At 44.7% G+C, this 24363-nt stretch carries 28 protein-coding genes; 13 read left to right on the top strand and 15 right to left on the bottom strand.

Features of this window, described 5'->3' with window-relative positions; all coding sequences use genetic code 11:
• Positions 1-134 precede the first annotated feature (134 nt).
• Both mltF and GZK95_RS22370 read left to right on the top strand, forming a co-directional pair.
• Positions 135-1685, top strand: coding sequence for a membrane-bound lytic murein transglycosylase MltF (gene mltF, locus GZK95_RS03635; RefSeq protein ID WP_075706331.1), 1551 nt, complete (start codon positions 135-137; stop codon positions 1683-1685).
• A 348-nt stretch (positions 1686-2033) separates the two neighbouring features.
• Positions 2034-2168 (top strand): hypothetical protein, encoded by a 135-nt coding sequence (locus GZK95_RS22370; RefSeq protein WP_263862229.1) that lies wholly within the window; start codon positions 2034-2036, stop codon positions 2166-2168.
• Between the two features lie 64 nt (positions 2169-2232).
• Here GZK95_RS22370 and tadA read toward each other — a convergent pair whose 3' ends face one another.
• The 7 genes from tadA to GZK95_RS03600 all read right to left on the bottom strand — a co-directional run bounded on the left by tadA (position 2233) and on the right by GZK95_RS03600 (position 8008).
• Positions 2233-2799, bottom strand: coding sequence for a tRNA adenosine(34) deaminase TadA (gene tadA / locus GZK95_RS03630; RefSeq protein WP_075706330.1), 567 nt, complete (start codon positions 2797-2799; stop codon positions 2233-2235).
• A gap of 36 nt (positions 2800-2835) precedes the next feature.
• Positions 2836-4116: a hemolysin family protein gene (locus tag GZK95_RS03625; protein WP_075706329.1), complete on the bottom strand. Its 1281-nt coding sequence runs from the start codon at positions 4114-4116 to the stop codon at positions 2836-2838.
• Between the two features lie 111 nt (positions 4117-4227).
• Complete coding sequence (locus GZK95_RS03620) at positions 4228-5787, bottom strand: AbgT family transporter (RefSeq protein WP_075706328.1); 1560 nt, start codon at positions 5785-5787, stop codon at positions 4228-4230.
• Positions 5788-6039: 252 nt separating this feature from the next.
• Positions 6040-6495 carry a prepilin-type N-terminal cleavage/methylation domain-containing protein gene (locus tag GZK95_RS03615; RefSeq protein ID WP_075714419.1) on the bottom strand — a complete coding sequence of 152 codons (456 nt, stop codon included), beginning with the start codon at positions 6493-6495 and terminating at the stop codon, positions 6040-6042.
• Positions 6485-6913: a hypothetical protein gene (locus tag GZK95_RS03610; protein WP_083626176.1), complete on the bottom strand. Its 429-nt coding sequence runs from the start codon at positions 6911-6913 to the stop codon at positions 6485-6487. The genes GZK95_RS03615 and GZK95_RS03610 overlap by 11 nt, the downstream gene beginning before the upstream one ends.
• The gene (locus GZK95_RS03605; protein WP_075706326.1) at positions 6910-7521 is read right to left on the bottom strand and encodes a PulJ/GspJ family protein; all 612 of its coding nucleotides are present in this window, start codon (positions 7519-7521) and stop codon (positions 6910-6912) included. Before GZK95_RS03605 ends, GZK95_RS03610 begins: the two co-directional genes overlap by 4 nt.
• The gene (locus GZK95_RS03600; RefSeq protein ID WP_075706325.1) at positions 7499-8008 is read right to left on the bottom strand and encodes a GspH/FimT family pseudopilin; all 510 of its coding nucleotides are present in this window, start codon (positions 8006-8008) and stop codon (positions 7499-7501) included. Before GZK95_RS03600 ends, GZK95_RS03605 begins: the two co-directional genes overlap by 23 nt.
• 102 nt (positions 8009-8110) lie before the next feature.
• On the opposite strand from GZK95_RS03600, the gene GZK95_RS03595 reads away from it, so the two are divergent.
• Complete coding sequence (locus tag GZK95_RS03595) at positions 8111-8539, top strand: type IV pilin protein (protein WP_075714421.1); 429 nt, start codon at positions 8111-8113, stop codon at positions 8537-8539.
• 105 nt (positions 8540-8644) lie between these two features.
• Here the strand turns inward: GZK95_RS03595 and dnaJ are convergent, their stop codons facing one another.
• Positions 8645-9793, bottom strand: a complete 1149-nt coding sequence (dnaJ, locus tag GZK95_RS03590; protein WP_075706323.1) for a molecular chaperone DnaJ — start codon at positions 9791-9793, stop codon at positions 8645-8647.
• Positions 9794-10087: 294 nt separating this feature from the next.
• Entirely contained in the window at positions 10088-12001 is a 1914-nt protein-coding gene (dnaK, locus tag GZK95_RS03585; protein WP_075706322.1) for a molecular chaperone DnaK, read from the bottom strand.
• A gap of 1152 nt (positions 12002-13153) precedes the next feature.
• Here dnaK and GZK95_RS03580 point away from each other — a divergent pair.
• The 5 genes from GZK95_RS03580 (at position 13154) to GZK95_RS03560 (ending at position 15341) form a co-directional block, all read left to right on the top strand.
• The gene (locus tag GZK95_RS03580) at positions 13154-13516 is read left to right on the top strand and encodes a hypothetical protein (RefSeq protein WP_075706321.1); all 363 of its coding nucleotides are present in this window, start codon (positions 13154-13156) and stop codon (positions 13514-13516) included.
• Between the two features lie 3 nt (positions 13517-13519).
• Positions 13520-13975 (top strand): hypothetical protein, encoded by a 456-nt coding sequence (locus GZK95_RS03575; RefSeq protein ID WP_075706320.1) that lies wholly within the window; start codon positions 13520-13522, stop codon positions 13973-13975.
• Positions 13972-14397, top strand: coding sequence for a hypothetical protein (locus tag GZK95_RS03570; RefSeq protein ID WP_075714423.1), 426 nt, complete (start codon positions 13972-13974; stop codon positions 14395-14397). The genes GZK95_RS03575 and GZK95_RS03570 overlap by 4 nt, the downstream gene beginning before the upstream one ends.
• An 18-nt stretch (positions 14398-14415) precedes the next feature.
• Positions 14416-14844 carry a hypothetical protein gene (locus GZK95_RS03565; protein WP_075706318.1) on the top strand — a complete coding sequence of 143 codons (429 nt, stop codon included), beginning with the start codon at positions 14416-14418 and terminating at the stop codon, positions 14842-14844.
• Between the two features lie 62 nt (positions 14845-14906).
• Positions 14907-15341: a hypothetical protein gene (locus tag GZK95_RS03560; protein ID WP_075706317.1), complete on the top strand. Its 435-nt coding sequence runs from the start codon at positions 14907-14909 to the stop codon at positions 15339-15341.
• 324 nt (positions 15342-15665) lie between these two features.
• Here GZK95_RS03560 and GZK95_RS03555 read toward each other — a convergent pair whose 3' ends face one another.
• The gene (locus GZK95_RS03555) at positions 15666-16124 is read right to left on the bottom strand and encodes a MarR family winged helix-turn-helix transcriptional regulator (RefSeq protein WP_075706316.1); all 459 of its coding nucleotides are present in this window, start codon (positions 16122-16124) and stop codon (positions 15666-15668) included.
• A gap of 247 nt (positions 16125-16371) precedes the next feature.
• Positions 16372-16977, bottom strand: a complete 606-nt coding sequence (gene grpE / locus GZK95_RS03550; RefSeq protein WP_075714425.1) for a nucleotide exchange factor GrpE — start codon at positions 16975-16977, stop codon at positions 16372-16374.
• A 143-nt stretch (positions 16978-17120) separates the two neighbouring features.
• Between grpE and nadK the strand changes: the two genes are divergently transcribed.
• On the top strand, positions 17121-18005 hold the full coding sequence (gene nadK, locus GZK95_RS03545) for an NAD(+) kinase (RefSeq protein WP_075706314.1): 885 nt from the start codon (positions 17121-17123) through the stop codon (positions 18003-18005).
• A 91-nt stretch (positions 18006-18096) separates the two neighbouring features.
• On the opposite strand, the gene GZK95_RS03540 is transcribed toward nadK, so the two are convergent.
• Both GZK95_RS03540 and GZK95_RS03535 read right to left on the bottom strand, forming a co-directional pair.
• Positions 18097-18381 (bottom strand): GIY-YIG nuclease family protein, encoded by a 285-nt coding sequence (locus tag GZK95_RS03540; RefSeq protein WP_075706313.1) that lies wholly within the window; start codon positions 18379-18381, stop codon positions 18097-18099.
• Positions 18382-19080: 699 nt separating this feature from the next.
• Positions 19081-19476 carry a YybH family protein gene (locus GZK95_RS03535; protein WP_075714208.1) on the bottom strand — a complete coding sequence of 132 codons (396 nt, stop codon included), beginning with the start codon at positions 19474-19476 and terminating at the stop codon, positions 19081-19083.
• A gap of 96 nt (positions 19477-19572) precedes the next feature.
• On the opposite strand from GZK95_RS03535, the gene GZK95_RS03530 reads away from it, so the two are divergent.
• From GZK95_RS03530 to bamE, 3 genes are all read left to right on the top strand, one after another.
• Positions 19573-20430, top strand: a complete 858-nt coding sequence (locus GZK95_RS03530; RefSeq protein ID WP_075714206.1) for a LysR family transcriptional regulator — start codon at positions 19573-19575, stop codon at positions 20428-20430.
• A gap of 229 nt (positions 20431-20659) precedes the next feature.
• The gene (gene recN, locus GZK95_RS03525) at positions 20660-22324 is read left to right on the top strand and encodes a DNA repair protein RecN (protein ID WP_075713097.1); all 1665 of its coding nucleotides are present in this window, start codon (positions 20660-20662) and stop codon (positions 22322-22324) included.
• Between the two features lie 154 nt (positions 22325-22478).
• Positions 22479-22838 carry an outer membrane protein assembly factor BamE gene (gene bamE, locus GZK95_RS03520; RefSeq protein WP_075706309.1) on the top strand — a complete coding sequence of 120 codons (360 nt, stop codon included), beginning with the start codon at positions 22479-22481 and terminating at the stop codon, positions 22836-22838.
• A 66-nt stretch (positions 22839-22904) separates the two neighbouring features.
• Here bamE and GZK95_RS03515 read toward each other — a convergent pair whose 3' ends face one another.
• Positions 22905-23258, bottom strand: a complete 354-nt coding sequence (locus GZK95_RS03515) for an RnfH family protein (protein ID WP_075706308.1) — start codon at positions 23256-23258, stop codon at positions 22905-22907.
• Complete coding sequence (locus GZK95_RS03510; protein ID WP_075706307.1) at positions 23248-23691, bottom strand: SRPBCC family protein; 444 nt, start codon at positions 23689-23691, stop codon at positions 23248-23250. Before GZK95_RS03510 ends, GZK95_RS03515 begins: the two co-directional genes overlap by 11 nt.
• Positions 23692-23810: 119 nt before the next feature.
• Between GZK95_RS03510 and smpB the strand changes: the two genes are divergently transcribed.
• On the top strand, positions 23811-24296 hold the full coding sequence (smpB, locus tag GZK95_RS03505) for an SsrA-binding protein SmpB (protein WP_075652281.1): 486 nt from the start codon (positions 23811-23813) through the stop codon (positions 24294-24296).
• The last annotated feature ends 67 nt before the right edge of the window (positions 24297-24363 follow it).

The following is a 24363-nucleotide window of genomic DNA, read 5'->3' as shown; positions in this document are numbered from 1 at the left end:
AACCACAACAAAGGAAAACCATTTTCTCATCAAGCAGAAAAACTTAGCCGTGCTCGCGAACCCTTCCACTCCACTTTGCCTCGCCCGTTTACTCTGATATAAAGTCGGTATATGAAGTACGAGAAAATTATTAGATGATCAGCCATTTTCTAAACAGAGCACGCACCTATATCTTGTTTGCTATCAGTATTGTTACGCTAGCCGGCTGTCAGATAGAGTCTGCACCGAAAAGCGATCTCGATCAGATTCGTGAGCGTGGAGTGTTGCGTGTCGGCACGTTGAATAATCAGCTAGCTTATTACATCGGCCCTGATGGTCCGGCAGGCTTGGACTATGAAATCGCGCGTAAGTTTGCTGAGGAGCTTGGCGTAAGGCTCGAAATGAAACCTGCCTACCAAATCTCAAACCTGTATCCAGCACTAGAGAACGGTGAGATCGACATCATTGCCGCAGGTCTTACCCAATCACCAGAGCGTGTTAAGCGTTTTCGACCAGCTCCCGCGTATTACTATGTCAGCCAACAGTTGATCTATAAGAAAGGTCAATGGCGTCCTCGCAACCTTGCTCAGTTATTGAAAAAGCAACCACAGTTAATCGAAGCCAATGACGGCAAACCGGTTGTAACTATCGTTGGAGACTCTCATTTCAATCAAACCTTAACCAAATTAAAAGAAGAGCACCCAGAATTTGAGTTTACGATTGATCAAACCGCAGATGTCGGTGATCTACTTAAGCAAGTCTCTGAAGGCAAAATCCCGTTTACTGTCGCTGACTCCGTTGAAGTTTCTCTTTCTCAGCGTATTTATCCGGATGTGGCGACCGCGTTTGAACTCACAGAGGACCAACCAACCTCATGGTTCTTGCGCCGCTCAGATGATGAAAGCTTATATGCGATGGTGATTGAATTTTTTGGCAATCTAAAACAATCCGATCAACTTGCGCAGCTTGAAGAGAAATACATTGGCCACATTGACAGCTTTGACTATGTGGATACTCGCGCCTTTATTCGTGCGCTGGACGACAAATTGCCAAAGTGGTCTCCTCTGTTTCAAGAGTATTCAGAGGAGTTTGACTGGCGCTTAATTGCCGCCTTGGCTTATCAAGAGTCTCATTGGAACCCAATTGCTCGCTCGCCAACAGGTGTCCGCGGCATGATGATGTTAACGTTGCCCACCGCAAAAAGCGTTGGGGTGACCAATCGCCTAGACCCCGAGCAATCGGTAAAAGGAGGGGTGGAATACTTACGTCGCATGGTGGCACGCATTCCTGATTCTATCGAGCAGCATGAGAAAATTTGGTTTGCCCTAGCCTCTTACAACGTTGGCTATGGTCATGTTATGGATGCGCGTCGTCTCACTAAGAAACAAGGCGGAAACCCAGATCAGTGGATGGATGTAAAAGAGCGCCTACCTCTGCTTCGCCAAGCTAAATATCACCGTCAAACCCGCTACGGTTATGCGCGTGGTGACGAAGCTCGTAACTATGTAGAAAACATTCGTCGTTACTACCAGAGCATCATTGGACATATTGAGCAGCAAACGCCCGATGAGACCGATGTGAATATTGACGATTTGACCGTGATTGAAGTTGATCCTCAGTTGCTCTCAAGCGCTGAAAGCTCACTGTCTGGAGCCTCGGCGGCGACCCCAAGTGAGCCAACAAGCGCAAGCGGCAAAACCAACTAAAACACTGGTTTCATATCCTAAATCAAGGGAAGTCTCGATTTTTGCAGATTTCCCTTGAATTTTAACTGCGACTCCATACATACTCACTGCCCTTTCAGCGTTGATGAAGACTCGCTTTTTCAGCGCCTGATATACCAATCCAACGGAACATCCCCAAGCAACTGATGCAGCAGGAAAGCGATGGGCTCAACAGACTTCTCGATATTGGCAGCAATACCGTTAAGGATGGTAGGCAAATCCTTTGCTTAAAGCGTTATTGGGATGGGGAACAAGCAACTTCTCATCGCAGTTAGGTGGGAATTTTCGGTTTTATCCGGTATGCAATTCGTATAATTTGGAGGTTGTTTTATGCGAAAACGTAGCATGCAATCAAAACGCCTTAAAAAGACTGTTGCCGCTAACCGCCGTAAACGCAAACTAGCTAACAACAAGAAAAAGGTGATTGCTCGTCATCGTGCATTTATGCAATTGTCGAGTCAATGATCCCTCGGGATTGACTTAATAAGTTAGCAAACATAGCTTTATGTTTGCTAACTGAAAACCACACCTACTTTAGCTCCGAATCTCTCTTTTCCTGTTTCAGTGCCTTGATTTCTTTGCGGCGACGTTTAAAGAAGGCTTGAAGCTGGCTGCGACACTCCTCTTCTAGCAATCCGCACTCAATGGTAGCGTAATGGTATGCCGCTTGATGCTCAAACAAGTTCAGCACCGTGCCAGCTGCGCCTGCTTTTAAGTCCGGCGCCCCAAATACAATCCGCTTAACTCGGCTATGTAGCAGCGCTCCTGCACACATTGGACAAGGCTCTAAGGTGACGTATAAGGTGGTATCAAGCAGACGATAGTTTTCTAACGATTGCCCCGCGATTCGCAATGCTTGGATCTCTGCATGGGCAGTGGCGTCGTGAGCGCCGATAGATTGGTTCCAACCTTCGGCAATGATCTCACCATCTTTCACTAATACGGCGCCAACCGGGACTTCGCCTTCACTTTCAGCTTGCGCTGCCAGTTCAATCGCACGACGCATAAATTGCTCATCGCTGGCGGTAAATTGCTGAGACAAACTAAGCTCCAACGTATCAAAGAATTGAAATAAAAAAGGTATGCCCAAAAGCATACCTAAGTTCTCGTAAAAAGAACAACAACAGGCGAATTACTCGCTTAGTCCTTGTTCGATTGGTGACGCTTTTACGGTCACAATACGATTGTGTTCCACCGCAACAACTTCAAACAACCAATGCTGATATGTAAACGTCTCCCCTTGCGCAGGTAGACGCCCAGCATGCCATGTTAACCAACCATTGAGCGTTTGAAAGCCTTCTTCTTCACCCTCAATTTCAGCCAGTTCTAAGCGATTTTTTAGCTCACTGATCGGAATCAACGCATCCAGTAGCCACCCCTCTTTTTCCGGCTCCGCCCAAAGATCCTTAGGATTATTCGATAGCTCACCCGCAATCGCTTCTAACACATCATAATGGGTCACAACACCTTGTATGTCACCATACTCATCAACGATAAAAGCCATTTCACTCCCCGACTCCTTAAAGTAGGTAAGTAATCGCAAACCTTTCATTGATTCTGGCACATACACCGGAGCTTTACACAAACCCACAATCACTTGGACACTTAAGTTATTAGCTTGGTTAAGCAGCGCTTTCGCCGACACGGTACCAACCATTTTGTCCATATGACCTTGGCAAACCGGAAAGACGCTGTGCTTAGTGGTGCGAAGTCGCTTTAATAGTTGCTCAATCGGCTGTTCAATATCCAGAAAGTCGATATCTCGTCTTGGTGTCATAAGAGAGCTCACTAGACGGTCATCTAACTGCAGGATATTGCGGATCATCTCTTGCTCGCCAGGTTCAATTGCCCCTGACTCAGAGCCTTCTCGCACGATGGCATGAATATCATCTTCCGTCACGCTGTCTTCTTGGTTACTTTTGCCAAGTAGCTTTAGCAGAGCTTCGGTTGACCAAGAGAGCAGTGCCACAAACGGAGTGGTAAGTTTTGATACCCAGTAAATAGGCAATGCAACCAGAACGGCAATGGTTTCGGCTTGCGATTGAGCGAAACGTTTAGGCACGAGCTCACCAACCACAATCGCAAAATAAGTAATACCAACCACCACAATCGCGGTAGAGAGTACATTCGCTTGCTCAGCCCCAATACCCCACAACTCCATTTGCTGAGCCAATGGAACCGATAGTGTCGCCTCACCAACAATACCGCTTAAGAGACCGATAACCGTAATGCCAATTTGGATGGTGGAAAGAAAGCGCGTGGGATTTTCTTTTAGATCAAGGGCAACCTGTGCCGCTTTATGTTTTTCAGCTAAGCGCTTTAATCGACTTGTTTTTGCAGCAACCAATGCGATTTCAGACATCGCAAATAGACCGTTTAATACAATTAACCCTACTAAAAGCAGAATTTTCATAAATATTATTTTTCCAAGAATAACGGCTCATGCCGCCGCTTGCAGTGTATAGCGAGTCGAGAATAAAAAAAAGCCTACCCGATGGGGTAGGCTTGTAACCATTTGTATCACTTACATGGTGTAAGTGTAAGGTGCTTGTACACCTAGCGGGATACCAATCATCCAGTAAGCGACTAGGAAGATTGACCAACCAATCAACATCGCGATAGAGAATGGCATCATCAATGATGCTAGCGTACCGATACCAGAGCTCTTCACATAGCGTTGACAGTAAACAACAACCAGTGGGAAGAACACCATTAGAGGAGAGATAATGTTCGATACAGAGTCACCAACACGGTATGCCGCCTGAGAGAGTTCAGGAGAGATACCAACCGCCATTAGCATTGGTACTAGGATTGGACCGATAAGTGCCCATTTAGCCGATGCTGAACCGATCAGTAGGTTAACCGATGCCGTCAACAGAATCATACCGACAATTGTTACTTCGCCCGGTAGGTTCATTGCTTTTAGACCTTCTGCACCGTATAGCGCCAGCATTGTACCAATGTTTGATTGCGCAAATGCAGCCAAGAACTGAGCACAGAAGAATGACATAACAATGTAAGCACCCATGCCTGACATGGTTGTCGCCATCGCTTTAATAATGTCATTGCTCGTTTTGAACGTGCCAGATACACGGCCGTAAACGTAACCAGGAATGATAAATAGGATAAAGATCAACGGCACGATTGAGCGCATAATTGGCGCAGAGAATGCGGTAATTTCGCCTTCAGGAGAGCGCAGTGCCGATGATTCAGGAATCAACGCAGCAACAAGCAACGCAATACCCGCTAGCATTGACCAACCCGCGTAACGGAATGCTTTTGACTCTTGCTCAGTAAATGAACCTAGATCCGGTGCTTTTTCCGCATCATCATCAATTGGTGTATGCACCAAACGAGGCTCAATAATCTTTTCAGTTACATACCAACCAATAGCGATGATCACGACTGAAGATAGACCGGTAAAGAAGATGTTCGCTAGTGGGTTAACAATGTATTCAGGGTCAAGAATTTGCGCCGATGTTTGCGTAAAGCCTGCAAGCAATGGGTCGATACCTGACGGAATAAAGTTAGCAGAGAAGCCACCTGAAACACCCGCAAACGCTGCTGCGATACCCGCAAGTGGGTGACGACCAGCCGCGTGGAAAATAATACCACCTAGTGGGATAACCAATACGTAGCCTGCATCCGCAGCTGTGTGCGATACGATCGCAACAAGAATCAGCATAGGTGTCAGTAGCTTCGCTGGCGTGAAGTTCAGCATTTTCTTAAGGCCAGTAGTAATAAAGCCTGAAGAGTCTGCAACGCCCACACCAAGCATCGCCACAAGTACAATACCTAGCGGAGCAAAACTGGTGAATGTGGTCACCATATTCGCTAGGAAACTTGCTAGCGCTTCGCCAGTCAGAAGGTTACTTACCGTTAGAGTATCACCAGTACGAGGGTTAATTAGATCGAATGAAACATTCGACAAAAGAGCTGATGTTACCCATGTGATAATTAGAGCCCAGAAAAACAGGATTGCTGGATCTGGAATTTTGTTGCCGGCACGCTCAATGGCGTTTAGAAAACGGTCCATACCACTCGGCTTTGGTGATGGCGCTTTATTTACAGCTTGGTTACTCATGGTATTTCCATATGTGATGTTGTTACGTTTGACCTGTAGAAATAGTTATAGCGGTCAGTAGTCAGTTGAGCATTTTATTAAATCCATCACACAAAAGCACATAGTCCCAAAGGAAAATCCAAATTTAGAGACATATTTTGCAAAAATGAGCAGTTACCATAACAATAAAAATACAACTACACACGTCGCAGCAAAACAATCCTGAAACCAAAATGAAACGTTTTCATTGTTTTTTGTGACAGAAACATTTTGTTACATGTCAAATTCACCGAATTTCGACACATTTGTCTGCAATAAAACCCCGTGCACCCCGTTAGATTCGCCAGTTTGATTGGGCAAATTTACCCAAGAGACTTTAACCGTCACCTTGCGCATTACATCTTCTAACACTCCAGATACCGTACTTACCTGACACTCTAAAGTATAAATAGAGCCGGACAGCGCACTAAGATGAGTGCCGCAGTTCACGGCTTCTCCTAATTCTGAAAAAGCAATCACGCCACTTGCTGCGGAAACTGAGTTTGCACGGCTAATAAATCGCTCCAACTGTTGCTCTGCGAAATGGAGCGCTTGAGTTTGCTGAAGAATAAAATCGGCTTTTTGCTGTAAAGTGATTTGCAGTTTCAGTAGCCCCAGTGTTGCTATCGAAATCAATGTGAACGCCAGCAACACTTCAAGCAAACTAAAGCCTTTTTGCTTAGTAATCACTCCAAGCCCCTTGCATCCAACGCCCTTCCCCACTGACGGGATCAACTTCTACCGCCTTACTTAGTACCGTTACACTATCTCGCTGATAGACAAGACGAAATTGGCTTAGTGCCAAATGTTCAACGTACAGCAATTCACGACTCGGTTTAGATAAGCAAAGTGAGCGCATGTGAGTAAGATGGTGAGATGCGCTATCAGCACTCAACCATTCCGGTACGATATCGGTAACTTTTAGGTAACTAAAGAGACACTCTAACGCGCCCTCTGCTTGCCAATGGAGCTGTCGTGCCTTGAGCTCATTTTGCCCCACTTTGATTTGGTGAAAAATCGCTCGATAGCTCCCTAGAACGAGCAACAGTAAAGCCACTAACATCACCGCTGTAACCATGATTACCACCGCACCGTTTTGCTTTTTCACTGCCAGTTCCTTTGTTTTACATCCACTTCTAAAGTACGCATATAAAGTGAGTCGGACGTGTGAGCCGATAAACGGAGTCGATAGATCGCCGAAGAAGCCGTTGCACTAGAGAGTGGTGTAGCAACCATGGAAAAAGCCGTAATATGAATCCGCTTTTCATCCAACATTGAACGACAACTAGCAATCGCTAGGCGGCTTTTAATCCCTTCCTTACTACTCGCACCTTGCTCACACACCACCAATTTTTCGCCATCGAGATAGTAACGAACACTGCGGTAATTCTTGCCATCACTCATGGGTCGATAATACGCCAAACCAAAGTCCGCACTGTTGTGCAGTTCAATTACCTGGCTCGCGCCATCTAGCATTAATGATTGCCCATGATAGTTATCAAACCCTGCCCGCTGAATATCTTCTTCAATTGTCTGAAAAGTGCTACTCAATGCTTGCAGTAAATAGAGTTGCTGACTCTTTTCGTCCGCCACTCGTTGTGCGGAGATAAACACAGCGCCAATGGTGCTTATCGCGATGACACCGATGCTCGCAGCCAATAAAACCTCAACCAGCGTATAACCTTGCGCTGAATTACTCACAAGCGGCGTAGCCATAAAGTGTTCCATTGAGTCCACATAGACGCACCCGCCCTGGAGGGTTCGCCATCACAACCTTAAGTACCATCGATGGAGTCTGTTGTGGGAAAAATGCGATTGAGCCAGAAGTGGGACGCCCTCGCGTACTGTCAAAACTGATGTAGCCCAAGTTATAGCTATGCCTAATCGCGAGACCACGAAAAGCGGAACCATCGAGGAAAAATAAAGGTTCCCCACCCGCTACGATTTGGTCTGTGAGTGTGATGTGCCAAGTGTCCGTGTGACTCACCGGATTAGCGCTAAAAGAGAAGTGTGCATAGAGCCTCTGATTACGAAGCACCGCCTCACTTTTTGCCTGTGCCATAAAACCATTTAGCTCACTGGCTAAACGCTTCATTTTAATCCGCTCAAAGAAGCCGTTAAAACTTGGACGTGCAATAGTGAGTAATGCACTTAGCAATGCCACAACCACGGTTAACTCGAGCAAGTTAAACCCTCGATTCATTTCCCAGAATCCTCTGCAAACCCGATGGTGATTCGATTCAATCTTGTTTCAATGCTAACAGGTCGCACAATCAACCCAAGTGGGCGACAAGGATAGCGGGAAATGGCACAAGTAACTCAATGTATGCGAAGTAAGAAAAGATTAGAGGCAATGACACTAATCGAAATGTTAGTCGTACTGGCAATCATCGCTATCCTGACTGCTATTGCCATACCCAGTTATCAATCAATACTGATCACAAGCACACGCCATGTCGTGATCAGCGACTTGGTTCGAATTCAACTACAACTGGAGACTGGCTATAACGGTAGCTTTGCTGATGCGGCGAGTGCTATCACTTCTGGGGCGATTTGCTTAGTGTGTGAAAGTCGCCAAAGTGACTATATCATTAGCGTGTCGGCTGGCGCGGATAGCTATCTTATCTCTGCGGATCCGCAGCAAAGGCAAGAACAAGATCATTGCTTAGCAAATCGCAGTGACATGATTACTCTTGATCATACCAACTCTGGTCAGCCAGAAAGCTGCTGGTAAACCGTGCTTAACACACCGCTCAAACGCCTTTTTAGATAAAAATCAGAGACAAAAAAGCCTGCGATAACGCAGGCTTTAGCAATATAGATTCTGATTGACGAACAATTAGCTCGTTAGGTCATCAAAGAACTTCTTCACACCGTTGAAGAAACCTTCAGACTTTGGCTTGTGCTTAGTTGCCGCCTCGCCACCACAAGACTCTTCAAACTCTTTTAGTAGTTCTTTTTGACGAGCGCTTAAGTTAACTGGCGTCTCGACTACAAGTTTCACGATCAAATCACCGATGCCACCACCGCGTACGCCTTTCACACCCTTACCACGCATACGGAACATACGACCGGTTTGCGTCTCTGTCGGCACTTTAAGATTTACACGACCATCTAGCGTTGGAACTTCTACTTCCCCACCTAGCGCAGCCATGGCAAAACTTACTGGCACTTCACAATATAGGTTGTTGCCATCACGTTCAAAGATATGGTGCTCTTTCACATGAACTTGAACGTACAAATCGCCTGCTGGTGCACCCATTTCTCCGGCTTCACCTTCACCAGATAGGCGAATACGGTCACCAGTGTCCACACCTGCTGGGATCTTAACATTAAGCGTTTTAGTTTTCTGTTTGCGGCCTTGACCATGACACTCATTACATGGGTCTTTGATGATCTTACCTTTACCATGACAGGTAGGACAGGTTTGTTGTACAGCAAAGAAACCTTGACGCATCTGCACTTGACCGTGGCCGTGACAGGTACCACATGTTTCCGCTGTCGAACCTTTCTTCGCACCACTGCCATTACAACTATCACAGTGTACTAGGGTCGGTACTTCAATCTCTTTCGAAACACCACGAACAGCTTCTTCTAAAGTCAGCTCCATGTTGTAACGTAGGTCTGATCCACGCTGCGCACGCTGACCACCGCCACCACGACGACCGCCACCGAAGATATCACCAAATACATCACCAAAGATGTCACCGAAATCAGCATTGCCGCCACCAAAACCGCCACCGCCGAAGCCGCCGCCACCTTGTTCGAATGCCGCATGACCGTATTGATCATAAGCCGCTTTCTTTTGTGGATCCGTTAGGATTTCATACGCTTCTTTTACTTCTTTAAACTTGTCAGATGCAGTTTCATCACCCTGGTTACGGTCAGGGTGGTATTTCATCGCTAGACGTTTGTACGCTTTCTTAATTTCGCGCTCTTCTGCATCACGGCTTACGCCTAATACTTCGTAAAAATCACGTTTTGACATGCTTTAGTCACCAATTTATTACTGCAAACGAGCCAGAATCAGCATCGCTTGGTGTTTTTTATATCGTTCTAGCTAAAAGCTTTTCGCTCAAAGTATTCCTAAAAGAACTTAGCTAGAAAGACAACCTCTACTTACAAACATACGGGCGTTAGAGTTACCTCTGACGCCCGTATCGTTAGATTCTAAAAACGATTTATCTAAGCTAGAGCGCGCTAGTTCAAGGAGAGAACGCACAGCTTACACAAGTAAGTGAGCACTCTCGACACAGAAGTCACACGCTATAGCGACGATAAATTATTTTTTGTCGTCTTTAACTTCTTCGAATTCCGCGTCTACAACGTCATCGTCTTGAGACTGAGCACCAGCGTCAGCACCTTGTGCTTGCTGAGCTTGAGCTTGCTGTTGAGCGATTTCCATTAGCTTTTGCGCTGCTGCAGCTAGAGCTTGAACTTTCGCATCGATCGCTTCTTTGTCATCGCCTTTACGTGCGGTTTCAAGTTCTGCGATTGCAGCTTCAATCTTCTCTTTCTCGTCTGCAGGAAGCGCTTCACCAGCTTCTTCGATTTGCTTACGAGTACCGTGAATCATTTGGTCTGCTTGGTTACGTGCAGTTGCTAGCTCTTCGAACTTTTTGTCCGCTTCTTTGTTAGCTTCTGCTTCTTGAACCATTTTCTCGATGTCTTCATCGCTTAGACCGCCTGAAGCTTGGATAGTGATCTTCTGCTCTTTACCAGTCTGCTTGTCTTTCGCTGATACGTGTAGGATACCGTCCGCATCTAGGTCGAAAGTTACTTCGATTTGTGGCATACCACGTGGTGCAGCTTGAATGCCTTCTAGGTTGAATTGACCTAGAGACTTGTTGTAAGACGCTTGCTTACGCTCACCTTGAAGTACGTGGATCGTTACCGCGCTTTGGTTATCTTCTGCAGTAGAGAAAACTTGGTTCGCTTTAGTTGGGATAGTCGTGTTCTTCTCAACTAGCTTAGTCATTACGCCGCCCATAGTCTCGATACCTAGAGACAGAGGAGTAACGTCTAGTAGTAGAACGTCTTTCACTTCACCCGCAAGTACACCACCTTGAACTGCAGCACCCATTGCTACCGCTTCATCTGGGTTCACGTCACGACGTGCTTCTTTACCAAAGAACTCAGCAACTTTCGCTTGAACCATTGGCATACGAGTTTGACCACCAACTAGGATAACGTCAGTGATGTCGTTTACAGACAGCTCTGCATCCGCTAGTGCTACTTTTAGTGGCTCTAGAGAACGTTGTACTAGGTCTTCAACTAGAGATTCTAGTTTCGCACGAGTCACTTTTACGTTCATGTGCTTAGGACCAGTCGCATCTGCAGTTACGTATGGTAGGTTTACGTCAGTTTGAGAAGTAGAAGAAAGCTCAATCTTCGCTTTTTCTGCTGCTTCTTTAACACGTTGCATCGCTAGTGGATCGTTCTTAAGGTTGATACCTTGCTCTTTGTTGAACTCGTCTACTAGGTAGTTGATTAGACGGTTATCAAAGTCTTCACCACCAAGGTGAGTGTCACCGTTAGTTGCTAGAACTTCGAAAGTTTTCTCGCCTTCAACTTCATCGATTTCGATGATAGAGATATCGAATGTACCACCACCAAGGTCGTAAACTGCGATAGTGCGGTCGCCGCCTTTCTTATCAAGACCGTAAGCTAGCGCAGCTGCTGTTGGTTCGTTGATGATACGTTTAACTTCTAGACCTGCGATACGGCCAGCGTCTTTAGTTGCTTGACGTTGAGCATCGTTAAAGTAAGCAGGTACTGTGATAACTGCACCAGTTACTTCCTCACCTAGGAAGTCTTCTGCAGTTTTCTTCATTTTTTTCAGTACTTCAGCAGATACTTGAGGAGCAGCCATTTTTTGGCCTTTTGCTTCTACCCATGCATCACCGTTGTCAGCCTTAACAATTTTGTAAGGCATGATTTCGATATCACGCTGAACTTCTTCGTCTTCAAAACGACGACCGATTAGACGCTTAATTGCAAATAGCGTGTTAGTTGGGTTTGTTACCGCTTGACGTTTAGCAGGTTGGCCTACCAGCGTCTCACCATCTGTGTATGCAATTACTGATGCTGTTGTACGCTCGCCTTCCGCGTTCTCAATTACGCGTGGCTTGTCACCGTCTAAAACAGCAACACAAGAGTTAGTAGTACCTAAGTCAATACCAATGATTTTACCCATCAGGCTATCTCCGAATAAATTCTATTTTGTTTTGCTATATCCCCTATGTGGGGGATAGAGAATCGGGTTTCAACCCTTGCTCACAAACAAAAATGTGATGTTTGCTTCTTGTATGCACCATAGATAAGGGCGCCAAAACGCATTTCAAGGGAAAAGAAGAAAAAAAATCAAAAAAGATGCCATATAGTGAGTTGTCGTTCTCTAGACAGAGGCACAACCATCCCTAACTAGTCACTCTTTAGGCAGATCATTGGCCATACTCCAACCAGCCATTCGCAAAAAAGACGAACGACCATGCCCAACCTGTCATTCTTAAGAAAAGAGGAGCGCCCATGCCCAACCTTCCATTCTTAAGAAAGAGGAACGACCTTACCCAATTTGTCATTCTCGAGAGGGAAGAATGACCGAGTCGGGAATCTCGATGCAATAAAACCAGATTCCCTGCTCGTGCTTACGCACTCCATGGAATGACAAACGCAAGTTATGTACCTCATAGAATAATAATGTGGAGTAAAGCACTCCATAAACTGACGTTAGTGGAGCAATACGGTCCGTGACATGTTAAGCACTTCGCTGAATGGCAACGCTAAAGCCAAACAACAAAGACGACACACTTTGAAGCGATATACGAAGAACGTACTACGAAGGAGATCACACCAACCCACTCTCGAGACAAGAGGAACGACCTTACCCAATTTGTCATTCTCGAGAGGGAGGAACGACCGAGTTGGGAATCTCGATGCAATAAAACCCTTATTTACGCCCATTCACCTCCTTTTCTCCTTTTTAAATTCAGTAATGAGACAAAAATATGACGTCAAACCTATGACGTTATCACATACAAAACACCAAATTTCCACATTTTAAAAACACATCATGCGCCACAGAACCGCAATAAAAAATAAAATTTTATTCAAACAACATGATCTAGGTCATTTAAAAAATTAAATTCTTTTATTTGATCACCAATTGAAATGATTAGTTCGATGTCGTACCATTTTAATGGTTCGATATCAAACGTTCTGTTAAAGGTTACGAAGTCACCACTGTTCTTTAATAAGTTTGTCAACGCATTTGAGGTAGCTATTTGCTATTGAACTGCGCCATCGAAAATGACCAAAGAGGTCGAAACTAATATCAGAGGATGTATTAATGCTTAAGAAAACACTTATTGCTGCAATGCTATTTTCTAGCGTTGGCGCAAATGCTCATAGTCAAATTCCACGACATTACAAAAAAGTTGTGCTTACTGAAAAAGTTGCAGTTCCTATCACGGTTCAAAACCTCAATTCATACGCACAAACTTATGAAGTGATGTCTGACGAAAAGAAACTGGGTGAAATCACTCTAAAGCCGAATGAAAAACGCAAGTTCAATGTCACGGTAAGAGTCAGTGATACGGAGCGATGGGTTAAGAAAGAGATCTCAACTCGCTCTAAGCCGCGAGAAGGACAAACGGTTATTACGCACATTTTTACGACCGCAAATCTATTCAGAGCAAGCGTTGAGGACTAGACAATGAATGTACGCAACTTATTCGCAATTGCTATTACCTCGTTCACCCTTAGCAATTCAGTCTCTGCTGCTTATATGCCCTCACCAACACAAGCGAAAGGTGACCGCGTGCGCATCAAAGGCGAATCCGGGATTGAAATCGATGCTGAATACGCACCAGACATGACGGTTCAATTTGGAACTTCATATGGCAATGGTTTGAGTAAAGACAACCATCATGATTACCATCGTAATTCCAATAGAAAACGTGATGAAGCGGCAATTTATGTGCAGGCAGTCGTGCCCATTACTTTTGGTCAACGCAATAAGCCTGACCCGAATCGCCTTTACGAAATGGAACTGCAAAATCGAAACTTACAGATTGAGACTTTAAAAGCTGAGCTGCAATTGATGAAAGCAGCAATGCATGCAGGCTCAGTCAGCCAAAATAATTTTGATGAAGACATGGCGATAGAATGACACGGATAGCCCTTGTATCTCTGATTGCAACCTTGCTCTCAGCTCAAGCAACAGCATTTGATTTTGATGACGATGACAACCAACGCTTCGGCATCAAAATCACGGAAGACGACGGAAGACTGACCTTTAAAGGTGAGGGGTTTGATCTCTCTGACTGTGGCCGATTCAAGATCTATACGCCAAACAAGCGCACTCAAGCAGAAGTGAGATTCCGTATCGAATCTGACAGCAGAAATATGCGAGGCATGGAAAACAAAGTCACTCTGCTGGTTGAAGGGCGGCGAGAGCGCGCATATGTCACGAACCACGAATCGATAGATCTCGACCGTGGCAAGTACAGATTAGCAGCCAACTTAGATGAAGAACCAATCAACATAATGGCTGGTGAGGCAGAAATCGAAGTGACGATCGAAATTCGATAGGCAGGAAAGGGAAAGTATATGAGGAACAGTCTTATTGCATTTGCCTTGCTAATCAGCGGTGTACCAACTGTATCTTTGGCTAATGAGATTAAGTTCGTCACTGTCATTCCAACCGAGCGTGGAATCTCGGTAGAAAGAGAAGCTGAAAGTGCTTCTCACCAGGATAGAGAAGGTAACCGGTTTACTCTCTTTACCAACTCCATAAAAGGAAAAGAATTTGTTCGATTTTCTACATACTCATACCAACTTAAGCAGGCGGAATGGGATGAAAATCGACCGTTAATTGAGTTCGAAGTAAACCATTTTGATAATGGTTACATGAAGCTTTCAGACTCTGAACTCATTGAGTTAGGAGCTGGAGTTCATGAATTGTCTAAGCGCGCAAACGTCCCTTTGCGTCTTGCTGAAGATGAAGACCGTGAGATCACGGTTATCGAACTCCGTTAACTCACAACTAAGCGTTGAGTTAATCAACACACTTTAACCCTGAAAATTAGGTATTTATACCCATGAAAAAATTACTACTAGCTACAGCACTTACTTCTATCGCCGCAACACCAATGTTTGCAACTGCAAACGAAATCGAATTTGGTGCCGACGTTCCTGTGATTCGTGGTCTAGTGATTGACGATGTATCAGCAGATCTCGCTTTAGGTGGCCAAGAATTCTACGAAGGTGCTCAATTTGAAGTGATCACTAACCGTGCGACTCAAGAAGAAGAAGTCACTGTAACTACGTCTAACGTACAAGCAGCAAAACTAGACGGCACAACTCCAGCTTTGTCTAAAGTACAACTTAAGCTGAACCAAGATTCAGAAGCTGGACACGAAGTAACTAAAACGCTTGCGGCGGGTAAACACAAACTAGCGGCTCGTCTAAATGTTGCACCTAAAGATTTGAAGTCTGGTTCTGCAATGGTGACAACAACCATCACTCTAAAATAACTATTTATCCTCCTTGACTCGATAACGATAAGCTGCACATGGAATATGGCTAGCAATGTTTATCTAACAAGCGGCATCCATCAACGGCCTGTTCTTTCGAGTGATGATATTAAATAGCAAAAAGCCCTCTTAATGAGGGCTTTATTAAACTCTGCACCCTGATAATAAGTCGTCCCACTTATTTCAACAGAGTTTAATTCGTCTTGATAATAAGACAGCTATTGATGTCTTACAACCATTAAATAACTATTCTATCAGTGTGTTGCAAATCGAGAGAGACTCACTTTATCCAATGCTTACCATTTCTTGTTGAAGATAACAAAATCAGTAACTATAAAAATCTGGACGGTACTTCAACATCACCTTTTCCATCGTTTTAAACACAAACTCTTCTTCTTGAGACGTTAACTCTCTGGTCGCATATTCCATTTCGGCGCGAATAACTTCGACTAACTCGTCATGGATCTTTTTGCCTTTTAAGGTTAGAAATATGCGTTTTGCATTCTTGTGGCTTGGATCTGGCGCGCTTGCTATCAGCTCATTTTTTTCAGCATGACGAATCAAACTCGTGACAGTACCTTTGCTGCGCTGAAGCCGTTCAGCCAAAACACTAGGACGTATGCCATCCTCATAATCTAGCTCCATTAGTACGAGCATCTGCTCAAAGTTGACCGTCGGGTACAACTTACTAATTTCATTTTGCATACGGTTCTGGACTAAACGAGCCACCATCCAGCTCATTCCTATGGATGTTTCATATAGTTTCTTGTTCGTATCTGACACTGCGAACCTCACTCCTCAATATTCATCCATCTGTGGATCTTTCTAGTCTGTCTAATTGATACCTTTATCAATCAAGGTTAGGTTATTCTTCAAACTTTTCACTACTTATTACTTAAAAGTTTGACATCAAACCAAAGCTTTTTACACGTTGCGACAGATCTCTTCGATCTGGCTAGAACTGAATGCTGTTTCCCAAACACAAAAACGCCCCGTCTAAAGACGAGGCGCTTTCACTAATCACAAGGTGTTACTTAGCAACCATAACCATCGCTGGACGGATCACACGGCCATTAAGCTCATAACCTTTCTGCATGACGAACATAACAGTGTTTGACTCATGGTCAGCACTTTCTTGAATCGACATTGCTTGGTGGTACTCAGGGTTAAACGCTTCACCTTCAGGATTGATTTCTTTCAAGCCGAACTTCGCGACAACATCAGAGAAAGTTTTGTGCGTCAGTTCTACCCCTTCAAGCAGTGGTTTAACCGCTTCATTTTCGCCATCAGCCGCTGCAATAGCGCGCTCTAGGTTATCGATAACAGGTAGCAGCTCTTCAGCAAACTTGTTTAAAGCGTACTTGCGAGCCTTATCGATTTCTTGCTCAGTACGACGACGCATGTTTTCTACTTCCGCTTTCGCACGTAGAACGCCATCTTGCTGATCTTTAATCTTTGCTTCGCTTGAAAGCAGAGCCGCTTCTAGTTGAGCAATTTTTGCTTCTTGCTCGTCTAGCTCAGTCTCTTCGTTCCATTCGATATCGGCGTCTGTACCAACGGCTTCAACTTCTGGCTCAACGGCAGTTTCTTGCTGTTGCAGCTCTTCTTCTTGGATCTTTTTTTCTTCGTGGCTCATGATATCTCCAGAATTCTCGCATTTGTGTTGCTTGCGTGCGACGTATACACGCGTTAATACACAAAAATTCGCATATTTAGCTAACTTGCCTTTATTATGGGGATGAAGATTGTCGAATCAAGCCTAATTGTGCCGGAAAAGCCATGAAAAAAACTTTTGAAGTGATCGCCATCATTGGTAAACCTCGAGATCAGCAAGCAATTCAAACTCATCGAGAGCTGTTTGAGTGGCTAACTGCCGAGGGTTACACTGTCTATATCGATGACCGTTTGGGCGATATTTTAAGTGATCTCCCACAAGAGAATTTTGCGAGTCTTATTCAACTTGGCAAAATTGCAGACCTTGCTGTTGTGGTTGGTGGCGACGGTAATATGCTCGGTGCAGCTCGCGTTTTGTCGCGGTTCGATATTTCTGTTATCGGTGTTAACCGCGGAAACCTTGGCTTTTTGACCGATCTTAACCCTGAAGATTTCAAAACAGCATTAAAAGCAGTGCTTGATGGTGAGTTTATCGAAGAAGAACGCTTTTTATTGGAAGCAGAGATCCATCGCCACAAGCAAATCAAAAGTCATAATGCAGCGCTAAACGAAGCGGTACTGCACCCAGGGCAAGTGGCTCACATGATTGAGTTTGAAGTCTACATTGATGATAGCTTCGCTTTCTCTCAACGCTCTGATGGCTTGATCATTTCCACCCCAACAGGTTCGACAGCCTATTCTCTTTCAGGTGGTGGCCCTATTTTGTCACCGAGCTTAAATGCCATCTCACTGGTCCCTATGTTTCCGCATACCCTGTCAAGCCGCCCATTGGTGGTTGATAGCAAACGTCGCATTAAACTTGTTGTCTCTCCCGATAACCGCGGTACTCAGGAAGTGAGTTGTGATGGTCAAGTTTCACTGCCAGTTTCACCTGGTGATGAAATACACATCTATCAAAGCCCAAATGTGCTCAAGTTGATCCACCCGAAAGACTATAGCTACTACCACGTATTGCGTAACAAGCTAGGCTGGGCAAGTAAGCTGTTTTAGATACAAAAGGGCGAATCGAGCGAGTAAATCAGGATTCGCTATGAAATCACACGTTACGGACTAGAGCGAAGCTTTGGCTTCGCTTTCCCGTTTATATCTCTGGATACAAGTCACTCCACGTAGGATTAACCTTCTCGATCAAATTGTTCTTCCACTCACGCTTCCATTTTTTCAGTTGCTTTTCTCGAGCAATTGCCTCTCTTATATCACTGAAAAGTTCAAAATAGACTAATCGGTTAATACGATAGCGCTTGGTAAAGCCTTCACAGATTCCGCTCTGATGCTGCCATACTCGCGCTTTGAGATTTGTCGTTACTCCAACGTAAATTGAACGTCTTGTCTGGTTAGATAGGATGTAAACCACTGGTTGTTTCATGGGTATCGTCATGACATAGGATTTAATGTCTAACGTGCCACGATAAGCTAATACAGTTGTATTGAAATAGTATTGTGTCCGAGTGCAAGTATCACAACTATCCCCCACAATATGGTGACTCTCGAAAGAGAGGAGCGACCATCCCTCGAATTGTCACTCCCAAGAGGTAGGAACGACCATCCCTAGAATTGTCATTCCCAAGAGGAAGGAACGACCATCCCTAGAATTGTCATTCCCAAGAGGAAGGAACGACCGAGTTGGGAATCTCTCTTTGAAATAGAAAACACTAGATTCCCTGCTCGCGCTTACGCGCTCCATGGAATGACAAAGATAAAGTTTGTCATTCCCAAGAAGGAGGAACGACCAAGTTGGGAGTATCTCTCTTAAACGGAAAATACTAGATCCCTTGCTCGCGCTTACGCGCTCCATGAAATGACAAAGGTAAAAATTTGTCATTCCCAAGAGAGAGGAACGACCGAGTTGGGAATCTCTCATTTAAACAAAAAACACTAGATCCCATGCTCGCGCTTGCGCGCTCCATGGAATGACAAAGGTAAAAGTTTGTCATTCCCGAGAGGAAGGAACGACCGAGTTGGGAATCTCTCATTAAACAAATAATACTAGATTCCCTGCTCGCGCTTACGCGCTCCATGGAATGACGATGGTCAACAATCGTGCCTCATAAAATAAGCACTGTCATTAACGTTCGCCTAGGACTTCAAAGTCATCACTGGCTAGGCGTGCTTTACCATCGGCATCTAGCTGCCAAACTTCCTTATGTACCACACCAAACGCTTGGTTCATCGTCCACTTGGCTGACAAAATATACGCATCGTCACCAAGGGGTTGCCATTCAACATCTGTGTACTCAACACTGTTAAAACCTTTGTCCATAATATCTTGCCAAAAAGCCTCGATTGCTTCGTGACCGGTAAAATCGCCAAATGGACGAGCATGCATGGTACACGTTTCTTGATACTGAGCTGCGCAACCTTTGGCGTCTTGCTGATTAAACGCGATTTGCCACGCCTTGATACCTTGCTTACACGCTTCTAATACTGCTTTAGGGTCTGATTTGTTCACGATTGTATCCATTTCTGTCTGGTAATTTTGATACCCCAAGTGTAGGTGTATTGATTACAATGAAATACAAAGACAATAGAAGTGACTGTTTAACAAAAGAGAACAATAATGAATAGACTCAGACAAATGTCTATCTTTGCCCATATCGTCGAACAAGGCTCTGTCTCGGCTGCCGCGGATAAACTCGAACTATCAAAGTCCGTTGTCAGCCAACACCTAAAAACGCTTGAGCAAGAACTTGGGATAACTCTACTAAAACGCACCACGCGCCGACAATCTTTGACCGAAATCGGCGAACAATTCTATCAAAGCTGCAAAAACATCAACCTCATCGCTGATACCGCGTGGGATAACACTCGCCAACATCAAACAGAGCCCTCGGGTAGAATTCGCATCACGGCACCACACGCATTGATGGACACCCTAATCGCACCTGTGATAGCCGATCTTATTAAGCTGTATCCGAAATTGCGCCCGGAGTTGATTAACGACGATCAACGACTCGACTTTATGCAGCATGACATTGATCTTGCCATCCGAGTCGGCCACTCCCCTGATAGCACGCTAAAACAAAGGCGTATTGGGCAGTTTCGCGATGTACTTTGTGGACACCCCAAAATGATAGGAAAACCTCTTGAAGAACTAGCTTATATCGCCAACTCTTGGCAAGGTCAGCAGTATGTGCACCATTTCCGTTCCTGCGAAAGCGTAGTACCACCGTTTGTAAGCCAAGCTAGGTGTATTACCAACTCATTTCATAGTTGTCTTGCCTTAATCCGTGCGGGCGCTGGTATTGGCCTTATCCCAGCCTTTTACCTTGAGCAACTCGACAACAGTATCGTTAACCTCACGCCAAGTTGGACTTTACCTGACAATACGGTTTTTGCGCTCACGGCTTATAACCATCACGCTCCGATCGCCGTGCAAAAATGCATCGAACTGTTAGCCAAACAATTATCATCTTAACCGAGACCAAACTGGTTCATGCTCGGATTTTTCATTTTCGAGCAAAGACTTATAAATAGTATTTGCTCAACTTCCTTGCAAAGTAGCTAAGAATTAAGCAAGCAATGTAACTTGATCGCGATTTTCCTCCACTTTGCTCACAATTTTTTGCCCACCTGTATTTACTGTATAAAGAAACAGTATATACTGAATCTATATACAGTATTGTTCATTTAAACAGGTAATTAAAATGCTGGCTCACTTAAGTGTTAATAATTTCGCTATTGTTAAGTCTTTGCAGCTAGAACTTTCTAAAGGCATGACCACCATTACGGGCGAAACAGGTGCAGGTAAATCCATTGCGATTGATGCGCTCGGTTTATGTTTGGGCGGACGCGCTGAAGCCTCCATGGTGCGCCAAGGTGAAGAAAAAACCGAAGTGAGTGCGGCTTTTTCATTGGAGAATAACCTCCACGCCACCCGCTGGTTAGAAGATAATGAACTGTTAGATAGCAATGACTGCATTTTGCGCCGCACCATCACAAAAGATGGTCGCTCACGCGCTTTTATTAACGGCAGCCCAGTCCCCCTTTCCCAACTAAAATCTTTAGGGCAACTGCTGATTAATATCCATGGTCAACACGCCCATCACCAGTTAATGAAAAGTGAATACCAACTGGCGATGCTCGATCAATACGCCGGACACCTTAGCTTGCTGAAAAATACCCGCAACGCTTACCAAACTTGGCGTCAGGCGGACAACAACTTAAAGCAGCTACGCGAAAATAGCGCACAAAACCAAGCGCAGAAACAGCTGTTGGAATACCAAATCAAAGAGCTCAATGAACTTTCACTTGGTGAGGAGGAGTATGAAGAACTCGAACAAGAACACAAACGCTTGTCCAATAGCGGAGAACTTGCCTCAACTTGCCAACAAGCCATCGAGCTTATTTACGAAGGTGAAGAGGTTAATGCGCTTGGTATTCTGCAATCAGCCAGTCACTCCTTAGTTCAGCTGGCTGAACTGGATGAGAAACTAGCGGAACTGCCCAATATGCTGGCAGAAGCGATCATCCAAGTAGAAGAGGCCAACAGTGAACTGCGCAACTACCTCGATAGCATTGATGTCGACCCCGCACGTATGGCTTTTGTTGAAGAACGTTTTTCAAAGGTGATGTCGATGTCGCGTAAACACCATGTTTTGCCAGAAGAGCTCTATCAGCACCATCAAGACTTATTGACACAAATTGAGCAACTTGATTGTTCAGATGAAAAACTGGAAGAACTCGCACAAGACGTCGAAACCAAGTACCAAGCGTTTTTGGCAAGTGCGGAGAAACTGCATAAATCACGTTGCCGCTACGCCAAAGAGCTCAACAAGCTTATCACTGCCAGCATGCATGAACTGAGCATGGAAAAAGCGCAGTTCAGTATCGAAGTGAACAACCAAGGCGCCCACCCTTCACCACTTGGTTTAGACAGCGTATGTTTTGTTGTATCGACGAACCCTGGTCAGCCTATGCAGCCAATAGCGAAAGTCGCTTCTGGTGGTGAGCTATCCCGTATCTCGTTGGCGATTCAAGTGATCACCGCGCAGAAAGTTGATACCCCTAGCCTGATCTTCGATGAGGTTGATGTCGGTATCAGTGGTCCGACAGCGGCCGTGGTAGGCAAAATGCTGCGTAAGCTTGGCGAGTCAACCCAAGTGCTGTGTGTTACGCATCTACCTCAAGTCGCGGGTTGTGGTCATCAACAGCTGTTTGTTGCTAAACAAACCAAAGCCGGCAAAACCGAAACGCGGATGAATCAGCTGGCAGAAGATCAACGTGTTGCAGAATTAGCTCGTTTGCTCGGTGGCAGCCAGATTACCGAATCAACACTTGCGAATGCTCGCGAGCTATTGATTGCGGCCTAATTCATTAATTTACGTGATTTGTATGCTGACTTTGCAACCAAATTCAAAAATCATGGTCTGAAATAATTCAAAACAAGATGAGCTTTTTACATTAGGGCAAAGCTTGTTTATTATCAGCCCAGTTTAACAAATGGATAGTTACAAGAATTTGAGTATGCAATTTAAAAAGTGGCTTATCGCATTACCTCTCGCTATGACAATGCTAACGGGTTGTTCACTGTTAGAAAAATTGGTTTATCGCATTGATATCAACCAAGGCAACTACATTGAGCAAGAAGCGGTAAACAAGTTAAAGTTTGGTATGAGCAAAGAGCAAGTTCGCTTTGTGATGGGCTCACCGATGCTAGTAGAAAACGGATACCCAAATACTTGGTATTACATCTACCATCACACCGAAGGGCATAACGCATCAATCCAACGAGATTTGATTGTGAGCTTCGATGACCAAGGACGCCTAGTTGAAGTGACTGGTGATTACCCTATTAGTGAATCTTTCTACGAGAGTATTAACTAATATTGAAACATTAAAAAGGCTCGCACAATGCGAGCCTTTGTTTTATTTGTACCACCCAAAACACAGTTAGTCTGTTTTACGCAGGGTATTTGGCTTACCGCCTGTCACAGGGTCTGCAGAACCCGCTGCTTTGGCCTGTTCCGCTCGTTTACGACGAATCTCTTTCGGATCAGCCAATAATGGGCGATAAATTTCAATTCGATCGCCATCGCGTACCGTCGCATCTAAACGCACATTTCGGCTATAGACACCAATTTTGTTTACTTTCAGATCAATCTCTGGGTAAAGCTCAAGCACGCCTGACTGGGCAATAATCTCTTCGGCTGTCATTGCTTTGTTTACCACAAGAGTGAATACACGTTGCTCATTTGGCAGTGCGTACACTACCTCAACATGGATCATATCCGACTCAATACTCATAACACTCGTACACCTGTTTCGCGCGTTTGGTAAAAGCGTTTACCATATTACTGGTCAACTCATTAAAAATTTTGCCGAAAGCGAGTTCAATCATCTTGCTGGAAAACTCAAATTCCAGTTTTAGCTCAACTTTACACGCTTGTTCATCAAGAGCAGTAAAGAACCAACCGCCCTTTAGGGTTTTAAATGGACCATCCACAAGGTTCATTAAAATTGCTTCACCCGCGACGAGTTCATTCGAAGTGGTAAACGTTTTGCTGATCCCCGCTTTTGAAACATCAACCGAAGCAACCATGCCTGATGCACTCGCCTCTAGAATACGCGATCCTGAACATCCAGGTAAAAATTCTGGATAACGGGCAACATCATTAACCAGATCAAACATCTGCTCAGCACTAAAGGACACCAACGCAGAACGAGTGACTTGCTTCATATATTCTCCTACTTCACGAACAATTGAGCGTTAAGCTCTAAGCAATTTTACTTTTATTTGCCTTGAGCGCAAATAAAGGGATTTGCTAACCCCACTACGCACCGTATAATGTCGCCATTATGGCAAAGAAAAATTCAAAACAAAAAGCGGGTAGCAATACTATCGCGCTTAACAAGAAAGCTCGCCACGAATACTTCATTGACGATGAAATTGAAGCTGGCTTGGAGCTACAAGGCTGGGAAGTGAAAGCCCTACGCCAAGGCAAAGCCAATATCGCAGAAAGCTATGTGTTTATGCGTGACGGAGAAGCCTTTATCAGCGGCATGACAATCACTCCTCTTAATCAAGCATCGACTCACGTTGTCGCAAACCCGACACGCGTGCGTAAACTACTAATGAGCCGTCGCGAACTCGACAACTTATTTGGTCGAATCAACCGTGAAGGTATGACACTTGCTGCCCTATCACTCTATTGGTCTCGCTCTTGGGTGAAGATTAAGATTGGTGTAGCAAAAGGTAAGAAACTGCACGATAAACGTACTGATCTTAAAGAAAAAGATTGGGCTCGTGAAAAAGCGCGCGTAATGAAGAGCGGATTGCGCTAATCTTGACCACTTAAGAGGTAGAGTACTAGACAGGTCTAGCTTTTCTGGTACTATGCTTCGAACACTT

It is taken from the genome of Vibrio panuliri, from assembly GCF_009938205.1.
Taxonomy (GTDB): Bacteria; Pseudomonadota; Gammaproteobacteria; order Enterobacterales; family Vibrionaceae; genus Vibrio; species Vibrio panuliri.
Note: the sequence above shows the minus strand (reverse complement) of the source record. Positions and strands in the feature narration are given on the sequence as shown.